20 protein-coding genes are annotated in these 18,274 nt (G+C 63.6%); 2 read left to right on the top strand and 18 right to left on the bottom strand.

What is annotated here, in order from left to right; all coding sequences use genetic code 11:
- Positions 1-3: 3 nt before the first annotated feature.
- The 8 genes from pabC to L6D89_RS02380 all read right to left on the bottom strand — a co-directional run bounded on the left by pabC (position 4) and on the right by L6D89_RS02380 (position 6,149).
- Positions 4-819, bottom strand: a complete 816-nt coding sequence (gene pabC / locus L6D89_RS02415; protein WP_236198623.1) for an aminodeoxychorismate lyase — start codon at positions 817-819, stop codon at positions 4-6.
- The gene (gene fabF / locus L6D89_RS02410) at positions 819-2,063 is read right to left on the bottom strand and encodes a beta-ketoacyl-ACP synthase II (RefSeq protein WP_236198622.1); all 1,245 of its coding nucleotides are present in this window, start codon (positions 2,061-2,063) and stop codon (positions 819-821) included. The genes pabC and fabF overlap by 1 nt, the downstream gene beginning before the upstream one ends.
- A 118-nt stretch (positions 2,064-2,181) precedes the next feature.
- Positions 2,182-2,418 carry an acyl carrier protein gene (acpP, locus tag L6D89_RS02405; RefSeq protein WP_015477931.1) on the bottom strand — a complete coding sequence of 79 codons (237 nt, stop codon included), beginning with the start codon at positions 2,416-2,418 and terminating at the stop codon, positions 2,182-2,184.
- A gap of 192 nt (positions 2,419-2,610) precedes the next feature.
- The gene (fabG, locus tag L6D89_RS02400) at positions 2,611-3,354 is read right to left on the bottom strand and encodes a 3-oxoacyl-ACP reductase FabG (RefSeq protein ID WP_037014455.1); all 744 of its coding nucleotides are present in this window, start codon (positions 3,352-3,354) and stop codon (positions 2,611-2,613) included.
- A 14-nt stretch (positions 3,355-3,368) separates the two neighbouring features.
- On the bottom strand, positions 3,369-4,307 hold the full coding sequence (gene fabD, locus L6D89_RS02395) for an ACP S-malonyltransferase (RefSeq protein ID WP_236198621.1): 939 nt from the start codon (positions 4,305-4,307) through the stop codon (positions 3,369-3,371).
- A 104-nt stretch (positions 4,308-4,411) separates the two neighbouring features.
- The gene (gene plsX / locus L6D89_RS02390) at positions 4,412-5,419 is read right to left on the bottom strand and encodes a phosphate acyltransferase PlsX (protein WP_276574774.1); all 1,008 of its coding nucleotides are present in this window, start codon (positions 5,417-5,419) and stop codon (positions 4,412-4,414) included.
- 3 nt (positions 5,420-5,422) lie between these two features.
- Positions 5,423-5,605 carry a 50S ribosomal protein L32 gene (gene rpmF, locus L6D89_RS02385; protein ID WP_009621425.1) on the bottom strand — a complete coding sequence of 61 codons (183 nt, stop codon included), beginning with the start codon at positions 5,603-5,605 and terminating at the stop codon, positions 5,423-5,425.
- Positions 5,606-5,618: 13 nt separating this feature from the next.
- On the bottom strand, positions 5,619-6,149 hold the full coding sequence (locus L6D89_RS02380; RefSeq protein ID WP_236198620.1) for a YceD family protein: 531 nt from the start codon (positions 6,147-6,149) through the stop codon (positions 5,619-5,621).
- A 112-nt stretch (positions 6,150-6,261) separates the two neighbouring features.
- Between L6D89_RS02380 and L6D89_RS02375 the strand changes: the two genes are divergently transcribed.
- Positions 6,262-6,840: a Maf family protein gene (locus L6D89_RS02375; protein WP_236198619.1), complete on the top strand. Its 579-nt coding sequence runs from the start codon at positions 6,262-6,264 to the stop codon at positions 6,838-6,840.
- Between the two features lie 82 nt (positions 6,841-6,922).
- Here the strand turns inward: L6D89_RS02375 and sppA are convergent, their stop codons facing one another.
- From sppA to rluC, 3 genes are read right to left on the bottom strand one after another with little or no spacing between them, the layout of a single operon-like run.
- The gene (gene sppA, locus L6D89_RS02370) at positions 6,923-7,918 is read right to left on the bottom strand and encodes a signal peptide peptidase SppA (protein ID WP_236198618.1); all 996 of its coding nucleotides are present in this window, start codon (positions 7,916-7,918) and stop codon (positions 6,923-6,925) included.
- A complete protein-coding gene (locus tag L6D89_RS02365) occupies positions 7,918-8,604 on the bottom strand; it encodes an HAD-IA family hydrolase (protein ID WP_236198617.1) in 687 nt (228 codons plus the stop codon). The genes sppA and L6D89_RS02365 overlap by 1 nt, the downstream gene beginning before the upstream one ends.
- On the bottom strand, positions 8,597-9,553 hold the full coding sequence (gene rluC / locus L6D89_RS02360) for a 23S rRNA pseudouridine(955/2504/2580) synthase RluC (RefSeq protein WP_236198616.1): 957 nt from the start codon (positions 9,551-9,553) through the stop codon (positions 8,597-8,599). The genes L6D89_RS02365 and rluC overlap by 8 nt, the downstream gene beginning before the upstream one ends.
- A gap of 591 nt (positions 9,554-10,144) precedes the next feature.
- On the opposite strand from rluC, the gene rne reads away from it, so the two are divergent.
- Positions 10,145-13,342, top strand: coding sequence for a ribonuclease E (rne, locus tag L6D89_RS02355; RefSeq protein ID WP_236198615.1), 3,198 nt, complete (start codon positions 10,145-10,147; stop codon positions 13,340-13,342).
- Positions 13,343-13,675: 333 nt separating this feature from the next.
- Here the strand turns inward: rne and murB are convergent, their stop codons facing one another.
- From murB to L6D89_RS02320, 7 genes are all read right to left on the bottom strand, one after another.
- Positions 13,676-14,695: a UDP-N-acetylmuramate dehydrogenase gene (murB, locus tag L6D89_RS02350; RefSeq protein WP_236198614.1), complete on the bottom strand. Its 1,020-nt coding sequence runs from the start codon at positions 14,693-14,695 to the stop codon at positions 13,676-13,678.
- A complete protein-coding gene (locus L6D89_RS02345) occupies positions 14,692-15,156 on the bottom strand; it encodes a low molecular weight protein-tyrosine-phosphatase (protein ID WP_236198613.1) in 465 nt (154 codons plus the stop codon). The genes murB and L6D89_RS02345 overlap by 4 nt, the downstream gene beginning before the upstream one ends.
- Positions 15,156-15,920, bottom strand: a complete 765-nt coding sequence (gene kdsB / locus L6D89_RS02340; protein ID WP_236170884.1) for a 3-deoxy-manno-octulosonate cytidylyltransferase — start codon at positions 15,918-15,920, stop codon at positions 15,156-15,158. The genes L6D89_RS02345 and kdsB overlap by 1 nt, the downstream gene beginning before the upstream one ends.
- 4 nt (positions 15,921-15,924) lie before the next feature.
- Positions 15,925-16,110: a Trm112 family protein gene (locus tag L6D89_RS02335; protein WP_009621404.1), complete on the bottom strand. Its 186-nt coding sequence runs from the start codon at positions 16,108-16,110 to the stop codon at positions 15,925-15,927.
- A gap of 66 nt (positions 16,111-16,176) precedes the next feature.
- Positions 16,177-17,175, bottom strand: a complete 999-nt coding sequence (lpxK, locus tag L6D89_RS02330; protein WP_236198612.1) for a tetraacyldisaccharide 4'-kinase — start codon at positions 17,173-17,175, stop codon at positions 16,177-16,179.
- Positions 17,175-17,624: an ExbD/TolR family protein gene (locus L6D89_RS02325; protein ID WP_045211644.1), complete on the bottom strand. Its 450-nt coding sequence runs from the start codon at positions 17,622-17,624 to the stop codon at positions 17,175-17,177. The genes lpxK and L6D89_RS02325 overlap by 1 nt, the downstream gene beginning before the upstream one ends.
- A complete protein-coding gene (locus L6D89_RS02320) occupies positions 17,621-18,256 on the bottom strand; it encodes a MotA/TolQ/ExbB proton channel family protein (RefSeq protein WP_017519262.1) in 636 nt (211 codons plus the stop codon). Before L6D89_RS02320 ends, L6D89_RS02325 begins: the two co-directional genes overlap by 4 nt.
- Positions 18,257-18,274 lie beyond the last annotated feature (18 nt).

The raw sequence follows: 18,274 nt of genomic DNA, 5'->3' as shown, positions 1-18,274 counted from the left end.
GTATCAGGAATCCAGAAGTTCGCGGAGTTGGCCCTGCAGTTTACGGGTCAGCGCCCCGACCGGCCAAGCGAACTCGGCCACACCGCGCACCGGCCAGATACCGTAGAGACTGTTGCAGAGAAAGACCTCATCGGCGCGCGCCAGTTCGCTGTACTCGATGTCGCCGACGATAACCGGCAACCCCAGGTCGCGCGCGCGCTCGAGAATCTCCGCGCGCATTACGCCAGCAACGCCGCAGCGGCTGAGCTCGGCGGTGATCAGCTCACTCTGGCGGACCAGGAACAGGTTGCTGAACACGCCTTCGACGATGCGCCCGGAAACATCGCGCATCAAACCTTCGGCGAATGCCGGATCGCTCCATTCGGCGCGAGCCAGGACCTGCTCCAGGCGATTGAGGTGCTTGAGGCCGGCCAGCAGGGGCTGCTCGGCCAGGCGGGTGGCGCAGGAGAAGAGCCTTACGCCCTCCTCCCGGTTCTTCGCCGGGTAAGCCGGTGCGGGCGAGGCCAGCAACAGTCGACGCACCTGGGCGTCGGCCTGTGGCGCGTAGCCGCGCGCGCCTTCGCCGCGGGTCAGCATCAGCTTGGCGACACCATCACCGAGCAGGGCGGAGAAACGCAGGATTTCATCTTCGACGAGATCTAGCGAGACCGGCAGGGACAGGCGCCTGACGCCCTCTTCCAGCCTCGCCCGATGGCGCGCCAGCAGGCGCGGGCGGCCTGCGGACACGCGAATGGTCTCGAACAGCCCGTCGCCGTAGGCTAGTCCGCGATCACGCGCGGACAGCACCTCGGCGCCCTGGCCGTCGATCCAGCTCAGCATCAGCCGTGGAACCGGCGGAACACCAGGGAACCGTTGGTGCCACCGAAGCCGAAGGAGTTGGACAGGGCCACCTCGATCGGACGCTCCTTGGCCTGGTGGGCGACCAGATCGAGGTCGCAGCCTTCGCTGGGGTTGTCCAGGTTGATGGTCGGCGGGGCAACCTGATCACGCAACGCAAGCACGCAGAAGATCGCCTCGACCGCACCGGCAGCACCCAGCAGGTGGCCGGTCATGGACTTGGTCGAGCTCATCGACAGCTGGTAGGCGTGGTCGCCGAAGATCGATTTCACCGCGGCGATTTCCGCGATGTCGCCGGCCGGCGTCGAGGTGCCATGGGCGTTGATGTAGTCGACCTGCTCGGGGTTCAGCCCGGCATCGCGCAGCGCGGCTTTCATGCAGCGGGCAGCACCGGCGCCATCTTCTGGCGGAGCGGTCATGTGGAAGGCGTCACCGCTCATGCCGAAGCCGACGACCTCAGCATAGATGCGCGCGCCACGCGCCTTGGCGTGCTCCAGCTCTTCCAGTACCAGCGCGCCTGCGCCGTCGGAAAGCACGAAGCCGTCGCGATCCTGGTCCCACGGACGGCTGGCCTTGGTCGGCTCGTCGTTGCGAGTGGACAGTGCACGAGCGGCGCCGAAGCCGCCCAGACCGAGACCACAGGCCGCCATTTCGGAGCCGCCGGCAACCATCACGTCAGCGTCACCGTAGGCAATATTGCGCGCGGCCATGCCGATATTGTGGGTGCCGGTGGTGCAGGCGGTGGTGATGGCGTAGTTGGGGCCCTGCAGACCGAGGTTGATCGACAGGAACCCGGAAACCATGTTGATGACCGAGCCAGGGACAAAGAACGGCGAGATGCGCCGCGGGCCCTGTTCGAACAGCGAACGACAGGTGTTTTCGATGTTGGTCAGACCGCCGATGCCCGAACCGATGGCAACGCCGATGCGCTCCCGGTTGGCGTCGGTGACTTCCAGGCCGGAATCGCGCACCGCCTGGTAGCTGGCAGCCAGGCCGTACTGGATGAACAGGTCGAGTTTGCGAGCTTCCTTGGCGGACATGTATTGCTCGACGTCGAACCCTTTCACCGAGCCGCCGAAACGGGTGGCAAAGGCGGACAGATCCATGTGTTCGATCGGGGCGATACCGCTGCGCCCGGCGAGAATGCCTTCCCAACTGCTCGGCACATCCACACCCAGGGGCGACAACATTCCCATGCCAGTGATGACTACGCGTCTACGCGACACTGTGACTTCCTCTCATGTGTTTCACGGCAATAACGCCGGCTGATGCCGGCGTTAAAGAAAAGCCGCACGCCTTTGCAGGCCGTGCGGCTTCTTTCGTCGGGGAACCGACGACTACGTCTTATGCCTGGTGGGCAACGATGTAGTCGATGGCTTCCTGAACGGTGGTGATCTTTTCGGCTTGCTCGTCGGGGATTTCGGTCTCGAATTCCTCTTCCAGAGCCATCACCAGCTCAACGGTGTCAAGGGAGTCGGCGCCCAGGTCTTCGACGAAGGAAGCGCTGTTGGTAACCTCTTCTTCCTTAACGCCGAGTTGCTCAGCAACGATCTTCTTGACGCGTTCTTCGATGGTGCTCATACCTTGTTTTCACTCCTATGGACAATCCGTACAGCTGGGCTGCGGGTAAGTGTATAGAAAGGGTTTTCTGCATTTCAAGCTGAACGCTGACGCCCCTTCCCGGCAATCCAGATGCTCTGTCTATTCCAGCGTCACGACGCTTGGAGAATTTTAGACAGCGCATATGACATCGCCACGAAGGAACTCGTCACATCAGCTCATGTACATTCCGCCATTCACCGGTACCGTGGCACCCGTTACATAAGCTGCGCCCTCGGAAGCGAGGAATGCTACCACTTTGGCGATCTCTTCGGCTTGCCCCAGTCGACCCAGCGGAATCTGGCCGAGCAGTGCTTCACGCTGGGCTTCGGGCAACTCACGAGTCATGTCGGTGTCGATGAAGCCCGGAGCAACCGCGTTGACAGTGATAGCACGGGAACCGACTTCGCGCGCCAGGGCGCGGGTGAAGCCTTCCAGGCCGGCCTTGGCGGCCGCGTAGTTGGTCTGCCCGGCATTGCCCATGGCACCCACGACGGAGCCGATATTGATAATGCGACCCCAGCGCGCCTTGGTCATGCCGCGCAGGACGGCTTTCGACAGACGGTAGAGGCTGTTGAGGTTGGTGTTGACCACATCGAACCACTCATCGTCTTTCATGCGCATCAGCAGGTTATCGCGGGTGATGCCTGCGTTATTGACGACGATGGCCGGGGCACCGGATTCTTTCTGGATGGCTTCGACTACAGCGGTCACGGACTCGTCGTTGGACACATCCAGGACCATGCCCGAACCCTGGATGCCATTTTCCTTGAGGTACTCGGAAATCTTCTGTGCGCCGGATTCGCTGGTGGCAGTGCCGACCACGGTGGCGCCCATGCGGCCCAGTTCCAGTGCGATGGCCTGGCCAATACCACGGCTCGCACCGGTAACCAGGGCAACCTTGCCTTGCAGACTCATGCCTTATCTCCTGTTCAAGCCAGAGCCGCGCGGGCCGCGCCGAAGGCGTCCGCGGAATCCAGGTTGTGGGTGGTCACGCCCTTGGCGCAACGCTTGTTCAAACCAGCCAGCACCTTGCCCGGACCGCATTCGACCAGGTCGGTGACGCCTTTCTCGGCCAGCAACTGGACGCTCTCGACCCAACGGACCGGGCTGTACAGCTGCGCCAACAGGTCGCGCTTGAGCGCAGCCAGATCAGCCGGAACCTGGGCCGTGACGTTCTGCACCAGGGCGATCTGCGGCATCTGCCACTGAACGGCTTCGACAGCCTCGGCAAAGCGCTCGGCAGCCGGGCGCATCAGCTCACAGTGCGACGGCACGCTGACCGGCAGTGCGACAGCGCGCTTGGCGCCGCGAGCCTTGCACGCCTCGATGGCGCGCTCGACGGCCTTGGCCGCCCCCGCGATCACGACCTGACCAGGGGCGTTGAAATTCACGGCACTGACCACTTCACCCTGGGCAGCCTCGGCGCAGGCTGCAAGCACATCAGCGTCTTCCAGACCGAGAATGGCGGCCATGCCGCCGGTACCGGCAGGAACGGCTTCCTGCATCAATTGGCCACGGCGCTCGACCAGCTTCACCGCGTCGGTGAAGGCCAGGCTGCCCGCGGCAACCAGCGCGGAGTACTCACCCAGGCTGTGCCCGGCAACATACGCCGGCTGCACGCCACCTTCGGCCTGCCACAGACGCCACAGGGCGATGGAAGCGGTGAGGATGGCGGGCTGGGTCTTGTCGGTCTGATTCAGGCGCTCTTCGGGGCCTTCCTGTACCAGGGCCCAGAGGTCATAACCCAAAGCAGCGGAAGCTTCGGCAAAGGTATCGCGCACAATGGCGTGCTGGGCACCCAACTCGGCAAGCATGCCGAGCGACTGCGAACCTTGGCCGGGGAATACGAAGGCGAGGGATGCGGACATTGCAACAGGTCCCTTTTGTCTGTGTCGTCAAATGGATAACGCCGGCGAGAGCCTGGCGCACTGAACTGACAGTTGGATGACGGTCTGACGACCGCGGTCACACATTAGAGCAGATGTTCCAGGCGACCATGCAGCCGCTGGGGCAGATTCTCGCGAACTTCAAGCAGCGCCCGGCGCAAGGCGCTCTGGATGCCCTCTTCTTTCGCACTGCCGTGACTCTTCACCACGATACCCTGCAAACCCAGGAAACTCGCACCATTGTGCTGCGAAGGCGTAAGGTCGCCGCGCAGGCGGCGCAGGAAAGGCATCGCCATCAGCCCGACGGCCTTGGCCGGCAGACTGGAGTTGAACAGCTCTTCGAGCCGAGCCGCGACCATCGCAGCCAAACCCTCGCTGGACTTGAGCAGGATGTTGCCGACGAAGCCGTCGCAAACCACCACATCGGCCAGCCCGCGATACAGGCCATCACCTTCTATGTAGCCGATGTAGTTCACCCCTTGCGCCTGCTGCAGAAGACTGGCGGCAAGCTTCACCTGCTGATTGCCCTTGATGTCTTCCGTGCCGACGTTCAGCAGTGCGACCCTGGGATTCTGCTTGCCCAGCGCCTCGGCAGCGACAGCGCCCATTACCGCGAACTGGTAGAGATGCTCGGCGCTGCAGTCGACATTGGCCCCGAGGTCGAGCAGATGGCAATGGCCGGTTTGCGTCGGCACGGCAGTCACCATCGCCGGACGATCGATGCCAGGCAAGGTCTTGAGCAGGTAGCGCGACAGCGCCATCAACGCACCGGTGTTGCCGGCACTGACACACGCATGGGCCTTGCCATCCCGAACCAGTTCGAGGGCAACACGCATGGAGGAGTCGGGCTTGCCACGCAACGCCTGTGACGGACGCTCGTCCATCGTGACAATTTCGCTGGCGTGATGGATATGAAGACACTGGCGCTCGGCCGAGGACAGGCCGCGCAGGTGTTCTTCTATCAGAGGAGCTTGGCCGACGAGGACCAGCTGGAGGGAAGCATACTCGGCCAGAAAGGAAATGCAGGCCGGAACAATGCAGTGGGGACCGTAGTCCCCACCCATTGCATCAATCGCGATGATTGGTGCGGACAAAGATTACTCGTCAGAGCCTTTGTCTACGACCTTGCGGCCGCGATAGAAACCGTCCGGGGAGACGTGGTGGCGCAGGTGAACTTCACCGGTGCTCTTTTCCACGGACAGAGCGTTCGCGTCCAGGGCATCGTGCGAACGACGCATGTCACGAGCGGAACGGGATTTTTTGTTCTGCTGAACAGCCATGATTGATTAACTCCTAAACGTTTGGGTCACGCTTCAACTGCGCCAGTACGCTGAACGGATTGGGCCGCTCTTCGACGTTCTCGCTCGGTTCGGGCGCTGTAGCGTATCCCACCGGCTGCTGGCAATCCTCAGGATCATGGACCGGCACGATGGGCAAGGCGAGCAGCAACTCGTCCTCGGCCAGCGAGGTCAGGTCGATGGGGTCATCCCCCACCTCCAATGCATCGTAGCCACTGGGCAGATCATCGATCGACTTGCCTTCCGGGATGATGACGTAATCGTACTCACCACCCACATGGAAGTTGGCCGCCTCGAGACAGCGCTGGCATACCATGCTCACCTCGGCGTCGAGTTCGACGTGCATGACCGCCAGCTTCTGCTCATCACGGAAGAAGGAAAACTTCGCGTGAATCTTGCCATCACTGCTGGTCAGTTGCTCGTTGAGACGTGGCATCTTGGCGATCGGCAGCTCACCTTCGAGGGTGGCGGCGCGCTCTACCAATTTGCGCGGATCAACGTGAGGTGGTATCGGTCCATTCAACATAAGCGCGCCATTATAGGGATGCACCCGAAGCTGTCAAAGGAAATTAGCCATAAACCGCTGTATGGACAGCCCTTTTCGCTAGAATCGCGGCGACGCTCCGAAGGAATTATCCATGTTACCCCTGATCCTTGCTTCCAGCTCGCCTTACCGCCGCGAACTGCTGCAGCGCCTGCGCCTGCCGTTCGAATGTGCCAGCCCCGACATCGACGAAACAGCCCTGCCCGGCGAAGACGCCGAGCAACTGGTGCGCCGACTGGCGCAAAGCAAAGCGCACGCCCTCGCCCAGCGCTACCCCGCACACCTGATCATCGGCTCGGACCAGGCCGCAGTGAATGGCAGCCGGGTTCTCGGCAAACCGCACGATATCGAGCGCGCCACCGCACAACTGAAGGACGCCAGCGGCAGGAGCGTCAGCTTCCTCACCGGCCTCTGCCTGCTGAACAGCCAGAGCGGCCAGGCCCAGGTCGCCTGCGTGCCGTTTACCGTGCATTTTCGCGAACTCGACGAAGCACGCATCCGCCGCTACCTCGAAGCCGAACAGCCCTTCGACTGCGCCGGCAGCTTCAAGGCCGAAGGCCTGGGCGTCAGCCTGTTCCGCGCCACCGAAGGCGAAGACGCCACCAGCCTGATCGGCCTGCCGCTGATTCGCCTGGTGGACATGCTGCTTGCCGAACAGGTACCCGTGCCCTGAAAAAAAGGCCTGACCCGCAAGGCCGAAACGAAAAGGCCCGGCAATCGCCGGGCCTTTTCCTTCCTTATATAAGGAAGAGCATTCAGCGCAGCGCCGGCCCCTGGAAGCCCATCCACATTGCCAGGCGCTCGGCGACACTGGCGCCCAGCTTCTTGGTAAAGCGATCGAAGGCGGTTTCCTGGACGGTGTAGTCCACGATCTCCTTCTCCTTGATGATCTCGCGCGCCACGTAGCTGGAGCTACCCAGACCATCGATCAGACCCAGTTGCAGCGCCTGCTCGCCAGACCAGATCAGTCCGGAGAACAGCTCCGGATGCTCCTTGTCCTTCAGGCGGTCGCCGCGTCCCTTCTTCACCACATCGATGAACTGCTTGTGAGTGGTGTCCAGCACCTGCTGCCAGAAGGCGGTTTCATCCGCCTTCTGCGGCTGGAAGGGATCGAGGAAAGCCTTGTGCTCGCCCGAGGTATAGATGCGACGATCCACGCCCAGCTTCTCCATGGTGCCAACGAAGCCGAAAGTCGCCGCCGTCACACCGATGGAGCCCACCAGGCTGGCCTTGTCGGCGTAGATCTCGTCGGCCGCACTGGCGATGTAGTAGGCACCAGAAGCCCCCAGATCACTGATGACCGCGTAGACCTTGATATCCGGATGCTCACCGCGCAACCGCTTGATTTCATCGTAGATATAGCCGGACTGTACCGGGCTTCCGCCCGGGCTATTGATACGCAGGACGATACCCTTGGTGCCGGCATCCTCGAACGCGGAACGCAGCGCACCGACGATATTGTCGGCACTGGCCGCCTCGTTGTCGGCGATCATTCCCTTCACCTCGATCAGCGCCGTATGGCTGGCGCTGCGCGACGCGGACTTGGACAAGCCACTGAAGGGACTGAACAGCGCGAGCGCACCGAACAGATAAACGAAGGTCAGCAACTTGAAGAAGATGCCCCAGCGCCGCGACCGGCGCTGCTCCTGGACGCCAGCCAGCACAGCCTTCTCCAGCAGCTTCCAGCTCTTCTCGTCGCTCGCCGCGGTTTGTGCAGCCTTGCTATCGTCCGCCTTCCATTCATCCGACATCAGTTGCCTACCTCGAGCACTGGTTTGACCGAACGCCCGGCGAGCCAGGCGCGCAATTCATTGAAATGATTCACTTCCAGCGCCGGAGCATACTCCCGAAGGATCTCCAGCGACTGAGCACCATAGCCCACCGCCACCGAATCCATGCCAGCGCGGCGCGCCATCTCCAGATCGAAGGGCGAATCGCCCACCATCAGCGCGTCACGGGCATCGACTCGGCAATGCTCGAGAATCTCATGCAGCATGCGTGGATCCGGCTTGCTCGCCGACTCATCGGCAGCACGGGTGATATCGAAGAAGTCCGTCCAGCCCTGCCCCGCCAGCACGCGATCCAGGCCACGGCGATTCTTCCCGGTAGCGACCGCCAACTGGTAGCCCGCATCGCGAAATTCGAGCATGGCCTCGGCAACACCAGGGAACAGCGGAGAAGGCTGCACTTCCAGGCTCAGATAGTGATTGCCGTAATCGAGACGGAAGCGATCCAGCGGCTCGCCTTCCTCTACCTCCGGATACAGCGTCTGGATGGCTTCCGGCAACCCCAGACCAATGATTCCCTTGATCGCCTCCTCGCTGCGTTCGGGCAGAGCGGAATTGACCGCCGCCACGCGCATCGCCTCGACGATACGGCCGATGGAATCCACCAGCGTGCCATCCCAATCGAAGATCAGCAGGGAATACTCACGCATCCAGGCGCTCCACGGTACGCAGCCAGATATCGTCCACCGGCGCCTCCAGCTCAAGCACCGAACCATCAGGCATCGGCACCCGCAGGAACGCGGAATGCAGGAACAGACGCTTGCCGCCCAGCTCGCGGATTTCGCGGGAGAAATCCTCGTCGCCGTACTTGGGATCGCCCGCAATGGAATGGCCGGCATGCTTGGCATGCACACGGATCTGGTGAGTACGGCCGGTAATCGGGCGCGCCTCCACCAATGTGGCAAAGTCACCGAAACGGCGCAGCACCTTGAACTCGGTCAGCGCTTCCTTGCCCTCGGGATTCACTTCCACCACGCGCTCACCGGAGCGCAGATTGTTCTTCAGCAGCGGCACAGCGATCTGCTTCTTCGCCGCCGGCCAGTTGCCGCGCACCAGAGCGTGGTAGCGCTTGTCCACAATACGCTCGCCGCGCAGGGCGTCGTGAAGGTGACGCAACATGCTGCGCTTCTTGGCAATCATCAGCAGGCCGGACGTATCACGGTCCAGGCGATGCACCAGCTCCAGGTCCTTGCACTCCGGGCGCAGTTGACGGAACGCCTCGATGACCCCGTAGTTCAGCCCACTGCCGCCGTGCACGGCGATACCGGTGGGCTTGTTCACCACGATCAGCGCCTTGTCTTCGAAGACAATGGCAGCCTCCAGGCGCTCGAGCAGCCCCTGGGCCAGCGGCACCGGCTCATCACGCTCGGCCAGGCGCAACGGCGGCACGCGCACCACGTCGCCAGCCTGCAGCTTGTACTCGGGCTTGATGCGCCCCTTGTTTACCCGCACTTCACCCTTGCGCAGGATGCGGTAGATCAGCGTCTTGGGCACGCCCTTGAGCTGAGTGCGAAGGAAATTGTCGATTCGTTGGCCGGCATACTCCGGCGCGACCTCAAGCAGCTGAACGCCGGAAGTCGGAGGGGCGGGATTTGTCATCCGGATATAATAACAATTTTTCATTCAATTGAAGCACTTAATCATTGCTGCTATATTCGGGAGGCCGCCAAAAGTGGCCAGGCCTGCGGATGATCGCGTAATCGCCATCCCCAACCGCCTGCAAACACATTGAAAGGACACCAGGCAGTCCCCGGAAGCGTTGCAACGGCCCGAGCGATTCTCGCGCCGACAGCGCCTCGAAACCCAGGCCTTGAGACATGACCACGGCAGCCAAGGTCGCCGTGATAAAAGCCAACCCCGCTCCCGGATTCAGCGAGTGGCACCCGGCTCTTAAGGAAATGTGCAGGGCGGAGATGCACAACTGTCGGATTGCGTTGCGTTCATGCCTTGAACGCCTGCCTTGAACGTAGACGCACTATATCGTCCGCATCTGACAGTCGATTCCTCCTCCTGATGAGTGCTTGTTCTTACACAACAAGCAGGAAACGTAGTCGCGGCACAGCAGATTTATCCTGCTGCCGCTGGACACGGGAATGGTCCGCCGTTCCTGAGTACGTGCCTTAGCACCGACCGTGAGAGTCGTGTGTGCCGATCGCCGTTTCCGGTGGCCCCGGAAACCATTGGTACTACATGAAAAGAATGCTGATCAACGCAACTCAACCCGAAGAGTTGCGTGTAGCGCTGGTAGACGGCCAACGCCTGTTCGACCTGGACATCGAGTCCGGTGCGCGTGAACAGAAGAAGGCCAACATCTACAAAGGCCGTATCACCCGCATCGAGCCGAGCCTCGAGGCCGCATTCGTCGACTTCGGCGCCGAACGCCACGGCTTCCTCCCCCTCAAAGAAATCTCCCGCGAATACTTCAAGAAGAATCCTGAAGGCCGCATCAACATCAAGGACGTCCTGAGCGAAGGCCAGGAAGTCATCGTCCAGGTCGAGAAAGAAGAGCGTGGCAACAAGGGCGCCGCCCTGACCACCTTCATCAGCCTCGCCGGTCGTTACCTGGTACTCATGCCCAACAACCCGCGCGCCGGTGGCATCTCCCGCCGCATCGAGGGTGAAGAGCGCAACGAACTGCGTGAAGCCCTGAACGGCCTGACCGTTCCCGGCGACATGGGCCTGATCGTCCGCACCGCCGGCCTGGGCCGCAGCTCCGAAGAGCTGCAATGGGACCTGGACTACCTGCTGCAACTGTGGGGCGCCATCAAGGAAGCCTCCGGCGAGCGCAGCGGTCCGTTCCTGATCTACCAGGAAAGCAACGTCATCATCCGCGCCATCCGCGACTACCTGCGCCAGGACATCGGCGAAGTGCTGATCGACAGCCTCGACGCCCAGGAAGAAGCCCTCAACTTCATCCAGCAGGTCATGCCGCAGTACGCGAGCAAGGTGAAGCTGTACCAGGACAGCGTTCCGCTGTTCAACCGCTTCCAGATCGAGAGCCAGATCGAAACCGCCTTCCAGCGTGAAGTGAAGCTGCCGTCGGGCGGCTCCATCGTCATCGATCCGACCGAAGCCCTGGTGTCCATCGACATCAACTCGGCGCGCGCCACCAAAGGCGGCGACATCGAGGAAACGGCCCTACAGACCAACCTGGAAGCGGCCGAGGAAATCGCCCGCCAGCTGCGCCTGCGCGACATCGGCGGCCTGATCGTCATCGATTTCATCGACATGACCCCGGCGAAAAACCAGCGCGCCGTGGAAGAACGCGTTCGCGAAGCCCTGGAAGCCGACCGTGCACGCGTGCAGGTTGGCCGTATCTCGCGCTTCGGCCTGCTGGAAATGTCCCGTCAGCGCCTGCGTCCGTCCCTGGGCGAGACCAGCGGCATCGTCTGCCCGCGCTGCAACGGCCAAGGCATCATCCGTGACGTCGAATCGCTGTCCCTGGCCATCCTGCGCCTGATCGAGGAAGAAGCCCTGAAGGACCGCACCGCCGAAGTTCGTGCGCGCGTGCCGTTCCAGGTTGCCGCCTTCCTGCTCAACGAGAAGCGCAACGCCATTACCAAGATCGAGCTGCGTACCCGCGCACGCATCTTCATCCTGCCGGACGACCACCTGGAAACTCCGCACTTTGAAGTTCAGCGCCTGCGCGACGACAACCCCGAACTGCTGTCCGGCCATGCCAGCTACGAGATGGCCCCGGAAGAGCACGAGGAAGTCCAGCCGGTCAGCGCCACCCGCACCCTGGTTCGCCAGGAAGCCGCCGTGAAGACCGTTTCCCCGCAGACGCCCGCTCCGCAGCAGGTAGCTGCAGAAGCACCGGTCGCCGAAGCCGCCAAGCCAATGCCCGAGCCGAGCCTGTTCCAGGGCCTGGTGAAGTCGCTGGTCAGCCTGTTCGCCGGCAGCAAGCCTGAGCAGGCCCCGGTTGCCGCCGCTACCAAGCCGGCCACCGAGCGCAGCGAAAGCCAGGGCGAGCGCCGCAATGGCCGCCAGCAGAACCGTCGCCGCGACGGTCGTGACGGCGGTCGCCGTGATGACGAACGCAAAGAACGCGGTCGTCGCGACGAGCGTGGCGAGCGCACCGAGCGCCCGGCCCGCGAAGAGCGTCAGCCGCGCGAAGACCGTCAACCGCGTGAAGACCGCGCCGAGCGTCAGCCGCGTGAAGAGCGCCAGCCCCGCGAAGAGCGTGCCGAGCGTCAACCGCGTGAGGAACGCCAGCCGCGTGAAGAGCGCGCCGAACGTCAGCCCCGCGAAGAGCGCCAGCCGCGTGAAGAACGCGCCGAGCGCCAACCGCGCGAGGAGCGTCAGCCCCGCGAAGAGCGCGGCGAACGTGCCGAGCGTCAACCGCGTGAAGAACGCCAGCCGCGCGAAGAGCGTCAACCGCGCGGTGAGCGTGGTGAGCGCGCCGAGCGCCAGCCCCGTGAAGAGCGTCAACCGCGTGAAGACCGTCAGGCTCGCGACGCTGCCGCCCTTGAGGCCGAAGAGCTGCCGAACGAGGAACTGCTGGAGCAACAGGATGACGAAGGCTCGGATGACGAGCGTCCGCGTCGCCGCTCCCGTGGCCAGCGTCGCCGCAGCAACCGCCGCGAGCGCCAGCGTGAGGCCGGCGTGGATGGTGTTGAAGGTGAAGTGACTGGCGCCGAAGGCACCGAGCAGGCTGCTTCCGACACTCCGTCGCCCGCCGCCATGGTCGCTGCCGCCGCTACCGCCGTTGCCGTAGCCGAAGCTGCTGGCGAGCAGGAGCAACCGGCCGCCGAAGCCCAGGTCGAGACCGTTGCGGTCGAGTCTGGCGTCGTCGAGGCCGTTCGCACCGAGAGCGCCCTGGAGCAGACCATCGAGTTCCTGGCCAAGCCCAGCGAACAGGCTGTCGAGCCGGTCGAGACCGTTGAAGTGGTGGCTACCGAACCGACCATTGCCGAAGAAGCGCCGACCCCGGCAGCTGAAGCCGTGATCGAAGCCGTCGCTCAACTGGTCGAAGAGCCCAAGGCAGAAGCTCCGGCTGCTGCCGAAGAAGCCCCGGCTGCTGCTCCGGCGCCTGCTGAAGAGGCCGCCCCGGCCGTTCCAGCCAACGCTACTGGCCGTGCTTCCAACGACCCGCGCGAACGCCGCCGTCAGGAGCGCCTGGCCCGCGAAGCCGCCGCTGCTGCAGCTGCCGCACCGCAGGTCGAGCAGGCTCCGACTGTCGAAGCGGTAATCGAGGAAGCTGCCGTCGTCGAAGCTGAAGTCGTGGCCGAACCCGCTGCCGACGTCACTGCCGAGACCGTTGCGGCCGAAGCGGTGAATGAAGCCGAAGCCCAATCCGTGGAGCAGGCCGAGCCGGCTGCCGAACAGGTTGAAGGCGATAAGGCCGAGGAAGAAGCAGGCACCGTGGTTGAGAAACACCACAGCTGATAGCTTCCGAGCATGAAAAAGGGGATGCCTGGGCATCCCCTTTTTTTTGTGCCGGAGGCAGGTTCGCGAGCAAGCTCGCTCCTACAGCGGCGCCTCACACTCATCCTCGAACGAAACTGCTCTTCGTAGGAGCGAGCTTGCTCGCGAACCCCTTGATGCGGTGTTCGCCGGAAATCGATCGCGGACAGAGTCCGCTCCTACGCTCAGTCCGAATCCGCAGCTCGGAGCACACTGCGAACAAGCTCGCTCCTACAAAACGCCGCCCTCTCTTGCGCTGGGGAACAGGCACAAAAAAGGGATGCCGAAGCATCCCTTTTTCCATCTGAAGCCACCTCAGTAGAGATTCGGCTCCATCTCCAGCTCCACACCAAAGCGCTGCCGGATGTCATCCCGGATACGCAGCGCCAGGTCATGCAACTGCGACCCGGTAGCGCCGCCGTAGTTAACCAGGACCAACGCCTGCTGCGCGTGGACGCCAGCAGCACCTTCGCGGAAGCCCTTCCAGCCCGCCTTGTCGATCAGCCAGCCAGCCGCCAGCTTGCTCTGGCCATCACCCTGCGGGTAGGCCACCAGGTCGCTGTAGCGCTGACGCAGAGCCACTGCCTGATCCGCGGAGACCACCGGATTCTTGAAGAAGCTGCCGGCATTGCCCAGCACGGCAGGGTCCGGGAGCTTTTCGCGGCGAATCGTGCTGATCACTCGCGACACGTCAGCCGGCGTCGGCGCAGTAACGCCCTCGTCGGCCAGGCGCTGACGCACCGGTCCGTAGTCCAGGTGCAATTTCGCCGCACGACTCAGAGCGAAGCGCACCCGCAGAATCAGCCAGCGGCCCGGCTCGCGCTTGAAGCGGCTTTCACGGTAGGCGAATGCACAATCCTCCAGGCCGAACTCGCACAGCTCGCCGCCCTGGCGATCCAGCGCGGTCAGGCCGACGAACACGTCCTTGATCTCGACACCATAGGCACCGATGTTCTGCATCGGCGCAGCACCCACGGTGCCGGGGATCAGACTGAGATTTTCCAGCCCGCCAAAACCCTGGGACAGGGTCCAGCGCACGAAGTCGTTCCAGACTTCCCCTGCCTCGGCCTCGACCACCACATGCTCGCCATCGTCGTCGAGGACACGGATGCCGCGAGAAGCCATGCGCAGCACCAGCGCATCGATATCACGGGTCAGCAACAGGTTGCTGCCGCCACCGACGACCATCAATGACAAACCTTTCTCGGCGGCAACCGCGATACTGGCGCGCACCTCGTCATCGTCATGGGCCTGGGCGAACCAGCGCGCAGCGACGTCGACACCAAAGGTATTGTAGGGCTTGAGGGAAACGTGTTCTTGCAGTTGCAGCGTCACAGGCGCCTCTTCACTTCCATGAGCAGCCCGTCGCAGGCCCGCTCCACCAGATCCAGCACCTGCTCGAAGCCATCCTCGCCGCCGTAGTACGGGTCGGGTACTTCATCCATTGCGCCTTCGTAGCGGCGCAGGAACAAATCCACATCAGCCTTGCCGCTGCCGGCCTGCAGGCGTTTCAGATCACGCAGGTTGGCATTGTCCATGGCGAGGACCAGGTCGTAGCGGGCGAAGTCCGCGACGCAGACCTGCCGCGCCCGCAGGCCGGACAGGTCATAGCCGCGGCGCAGCGCGGCGGCGCGAGTACGCGCGTCCGGCGCCTTGCCGACATGCCAGTCGCCAGTGCCGGCCGAGTCGATCTCCACCCGATCCTCAAGGCCCGCTTCAAGGACCTTGTGGCGGAACACGCCCTCGGCAGTGGGAGAACGGCAGATATTGCCCAGGCAGACGAACAGGACCTTCATCAGGCCCCCAGGATGCGCCGCACGCGCTCCAGGTCTTCCTGGGTATCGACGCCGGCCTGCGGCGCTTCCAGGGCGTCGGCCACATGGATGCGCACGCCGTGCCAGAGTGCGCGCAGCTGCTCCAGGCATTCGGTGTCTTCCAGCCAGCACGGGCCCCAGGCCACGAAGTCACGCAGGAAGCGTGCGCGGTAAGCGTAGATGCCGATGTGCCGGCGATATGGCACGTTCGCCGGCAGGCTGTCGCGATCAACCGCGAAGGCATCACGCGCCCACGGCAGTGTGGCACGACTGAAGGTCAGGGCCAGGCCATTCTTGTCGCTGACCACCTTGACGATGTTCGGATTGAACAGCGCCGCCGGATCGTGAATTTCCTCACACAGCGTGGCGATCCCCGCCTCCGGGTGCGCCGCCAGGTTGGCGGCCACCTGGTCGATGATCGACGGCGGCACCAGCGGCTCGTCGCCCTGCACGTTGACCACGATGGCGTCGTCGGCCAGGCCCAGTGCGTCAGCCACTTCCGCCAGGCGGTCGGTGCCGGAGTTATGCTCGGCGCGGGTCAGTACCACCTGAGCGCCAAAGCCCTGGCAGGCATCGAAGATGCGCGCATCGTCGGTGGCGACCACCACCTGGGTGGCAGAGCTCTTGCCGGCCTGCGCCCAGACGTGCTGGATCATCGGCTTGCCGGCGATGTCCTGCAGCGGCTTGCCGGGCAGGCGGGTGGAGGCATAGCGGGCGGGAATGACGACGGTATAGGCCTGGCTCATGGCGTCATTTATCCAGACGTTCATCGACATTCAGGGTACGCGCCTCGCCTTCGAGCATCACCGGGATACCGTCGCGCACCGGGTAGGCCAGGCCGTCCGCCTTGCAGATCAGCTCCGACTTGTCGTCGGTGAGCTTGAGCGGGCCCTTGCACAGCGGACAGGCGAGGATATCGAGGAGTTTCGGGTCCATGGTGCATTCCTTGAACATGAAAGAGTGAAAGGATCGAAAGCAGGCGGCACAGAGGCGACGACTGACTCAGCGGGCGACCAGGCGCTCTAGCTGGGCGTCGAACCAGGCAACGAAGGCCGGCGACGGCCGCGCTTCGACAGCGAGGTACCACCAGTCGGGCGCGGCGAAGGACCGGCACTTCACCGCATCCTTCTCGGTCATGACCAGCGGCAGTTCCGGCGTGAAGCGCAGCTGCTCGGCGGTAAAGGCCGCATGGTCGGGGAAGGGATGCGGAATCGGCCGCCAGTTTAGCGCCTCGAGCGTTGCGAAGAAACGCTGCGGGTTGCCGATCCCGGCCAGGGCATGCAGCGACTGACCGGCGGGGAAATGCTCGACGCCACGGTGTTCGCCGCTGGCCAGGTTGATCAGGGCAGATGGTCGCAGGGCGAAGGCGAAGGCTCCCGGCGGATCGCCAGGCGCGCCGTTGTGCAGCACCGCATCGACTTCTGCCAGCCGCTCGGCGGGTTCGCGCAGCGGCCCGGCAGGCAGGCAGCGACCGTTGCCCAGGCCTCGCGCCGCATCGATCAGCACCAGTTCCAGGTCGCGAGCCAGACGATAATGCTGCAGACCATCATCGCAGAGGATCAGGTCCAATGGCTCTTCGGCCAGCAGCGCGCGCACAGCGCTGGAGCGATCCGGGTCGATCATCAGCGGCACGCCGCAGCGGCGCACGATCATCAGAGGCTCGTCGCCCGCCTCCGCTGCCGACTGCTCGGCACGCACGCGCCAGGGCGTCTGTGGTGGATTGGCACCGTAGCCGCGGCTGACCACGCCGACCTTCAGCCCGCGGGCACGGCAGTGCTCGATCAGCCAGAGGATCATCGGGGTCTTGCCAGTACCACCGACGGTGATGTTGCCGACCACAATGATCGGCACCGGCGCGCGGTAGGCCGGCTTGGCGCCGGAAAGGAAGTCCTGCCGGCGGGCCTGGGCGACTCGCCGGTAGAGCAGTTCGAGGGGCCTGAGCAGGGCAAGGGCCGGGTGGCCCTTGTACCAGGCATCGAGCAGGCGATCGGAGAACGCCATCAGGGGGTCTTCTTGTCCGCCCGGGACTCGATGGTGGTGATGCGCAGGTGGGTGAAGCCCAGCTTGCCCGCGGCATCCATCGCGGTGACCACGGACTGGTAGTCCACCTTGCCATCGGCGGTGATCACCACCGGCAGGCTGTTGTCGCCGGCGGATTCACGCTGCATGGCGTTCATCAGGTTTTCCAGGTCGTCGCGCGCCAGGCTCTGGCCGTTGAGCGCGTAGTGACCTTCGAGGCTGATGGAGATTTCCAGTTGCTTGATCTCGGTGGCTTCGGGCGGCGTGCCGCTGACCGCCTCGGGCAGTTCGACCTTGAGCTGCGACGGCTTGGTGAACGAGGTGGCGACCACGAAGAACAGCAGCAGCACGAAAATCACGTCGATCAGCGACGCCAGGTTGATGAAGACGTCCTCGCGGGCCGCTCCGCCCGCTCTGCGGCGGAATTTCACGCTTTGCCTTCCTCGACGAAATCGACTTCGCGGTCGCCCTGGGTCACTTCCACCAGCTTGATGGCTTCCTGCTCCATGGCGATGACCAGTTCATCGACGCGGCGCAGCAGGTAGCGGTGGAAGAACACTGCAGGGATCGCCACGATCAGGCCGGCCGCGGTGGTGATCAGCGCCTTGGAGATACCGCCGGCAAGCATCGGCGCATTGGCCATGCCGTCGCCCATGAAGGCGCTGAAGATCTGGATCATGCCGAACACGGTGCCCAGCAGCCCGAGCAGAGGCGCCATGGCGGCGATGGTGCCCAGGGCGTTGAGGTAGCGCTCCAGCTCGTGGATCACGCGGGACGCGGCTTCCTCGATGCACTCCTTCATGATCTCGCGACCGTGCTTGGAGTTGGCCAGGCCGGCGGCGAGGATTTCACCCAGCGGGGAAGATGCGCGCAGGTCCTTGAGGGCCTGGCTGTTCATCTTCTTGTCCTTGATCTGCTTCCATACCTGGCCGAGCAGCTGCGGCGGAGCCACACGGCTCAAGCGCAGGGTCCAGAGACGTTCAGCGACGATCGCCATGGCAGCGACGGAGCTCAGCAAGATCGGCAGCATCATCCAGCCGCCAGCTTTGACCAGTTCCCACACAGTGGTGAATCCCCTGAA

The organism is Pseudomonas pseudonitroreducens (genome assembly GCF_021603645.1).
Lineage (GTDB): Bacteria > Pseudomonadota > Gammaproteobacteria > Pseudomonadales > Pseudomonadaceae > Pseudomonas > Pseudomonas pseudonitroreducens.
The sequence above is the reverse complement of the archived record's forward strand: the minus strand, read 5'-3'. Positions and strand labels throughout refer to the sequence as shown.

Bases quoted from the DNA above. Each gene is read 5' to 3' on its own strand.
- pabC (WP_236198623.1), bottom strand. From the start codon at position 819: ATGCTGAGCTGGATCGACGGCCAGGGCGCCGAGGTGCTGTCCGCGCGT.
- acpP (WP_015477931.1), bottom strand. From the start codon at position 2,418: ATGAGCACCATCGAAGAACGCGTCAAGAAGATCGTTGCTGAGCAACTC.
- fabG (WP_037014455.1), bottom strand. From the start codon at position 3,354: ATGAGTCTGCAAGGCAAGGTTGCCCTGGTTACCGGTGCGAGCCGTGGT.
- fabD (WP_236198621.1), bottom strand. From the start codon at position 4,307: ATGTCCGCATCCCTCGCCTTCGTATTCCCCGGCCAAGGTTCGCAGTCG.
- rpmF (WP_009621425.1), bottom strand. From the start codon at position 5,605: ATGGCTGTTCAGCAGAACAAAAAATCCCGTTCCGCTCGTGACATGCGT.
- L6D89_RS02380 (WP_236198620.1), bottom strand. From the start codon at position 6,149: ATGTTGAATGGACCGATACCACCTCACGTTGATCCGCGCAAATTGGTA.
- L6D89_RS02375 (WP_236198619.1), top strand. From the start codon at position 6,262: ATGTTACCCCTGATCCTTGCTTCCAGCTCGCCTTACCGCCGCGAACTG.
- sppA (WP_236198618.1), bottom strand. From the start codon at position 7,918: ATGTCGGATGAATGGAAGGCGGACGATAGCAAGGCTGCACAAACCGCG.
- L6D89_RS02365 (WP_236198617.1), bottom strand. From the start codon at position 8,604: ATGCGTGAGTATTCCCTGCTGATCTTCGATTGGGATGGCACGCTGGTG.
- rluC (WP_236198616.1), bottom strand. From the start codon at position 9,553: ATGACAAATCCCGCCCCTCCGACTTCCGGCGTTCAGCTGCTTGAGGTC.
- rne (WP_236198615.1), top strand. From the start codon at position 10,145: ATGAAAAGAATGCTGATCAACGCAACTCAACCCGAAGAGTTGCGTGTA.
- L6D89_RS02345 (WP_236198613.1), bottom strand. From the start codon at position 15,156: ATGAAGGTCCTGTTCGTCTGCCTGGGCAATATCTGCCGTTCTCCCACT.
- kdsB (WP_236170884.1), bottom strand. From the start codon at position 15,920: ATGAGCCAGGCCTATACCGTCGTCATTCCCGCCCGCTATGCCTCCACC.
- L6D89_RS02335 (WP_009621404.1), bottom strand. From the start codon at position 16,110: ATGGACCCGAAACTCCTCGATATCCTCGCCTGTCCGCTGTGCAAGGGC.
- lpxK (WP_236198612.1), bottom strand. From the start codon at position 17,175: ATGGCGTTCTCCGATCGCCTGCTCGATGCCTGGTACAAGGGCCACCCG.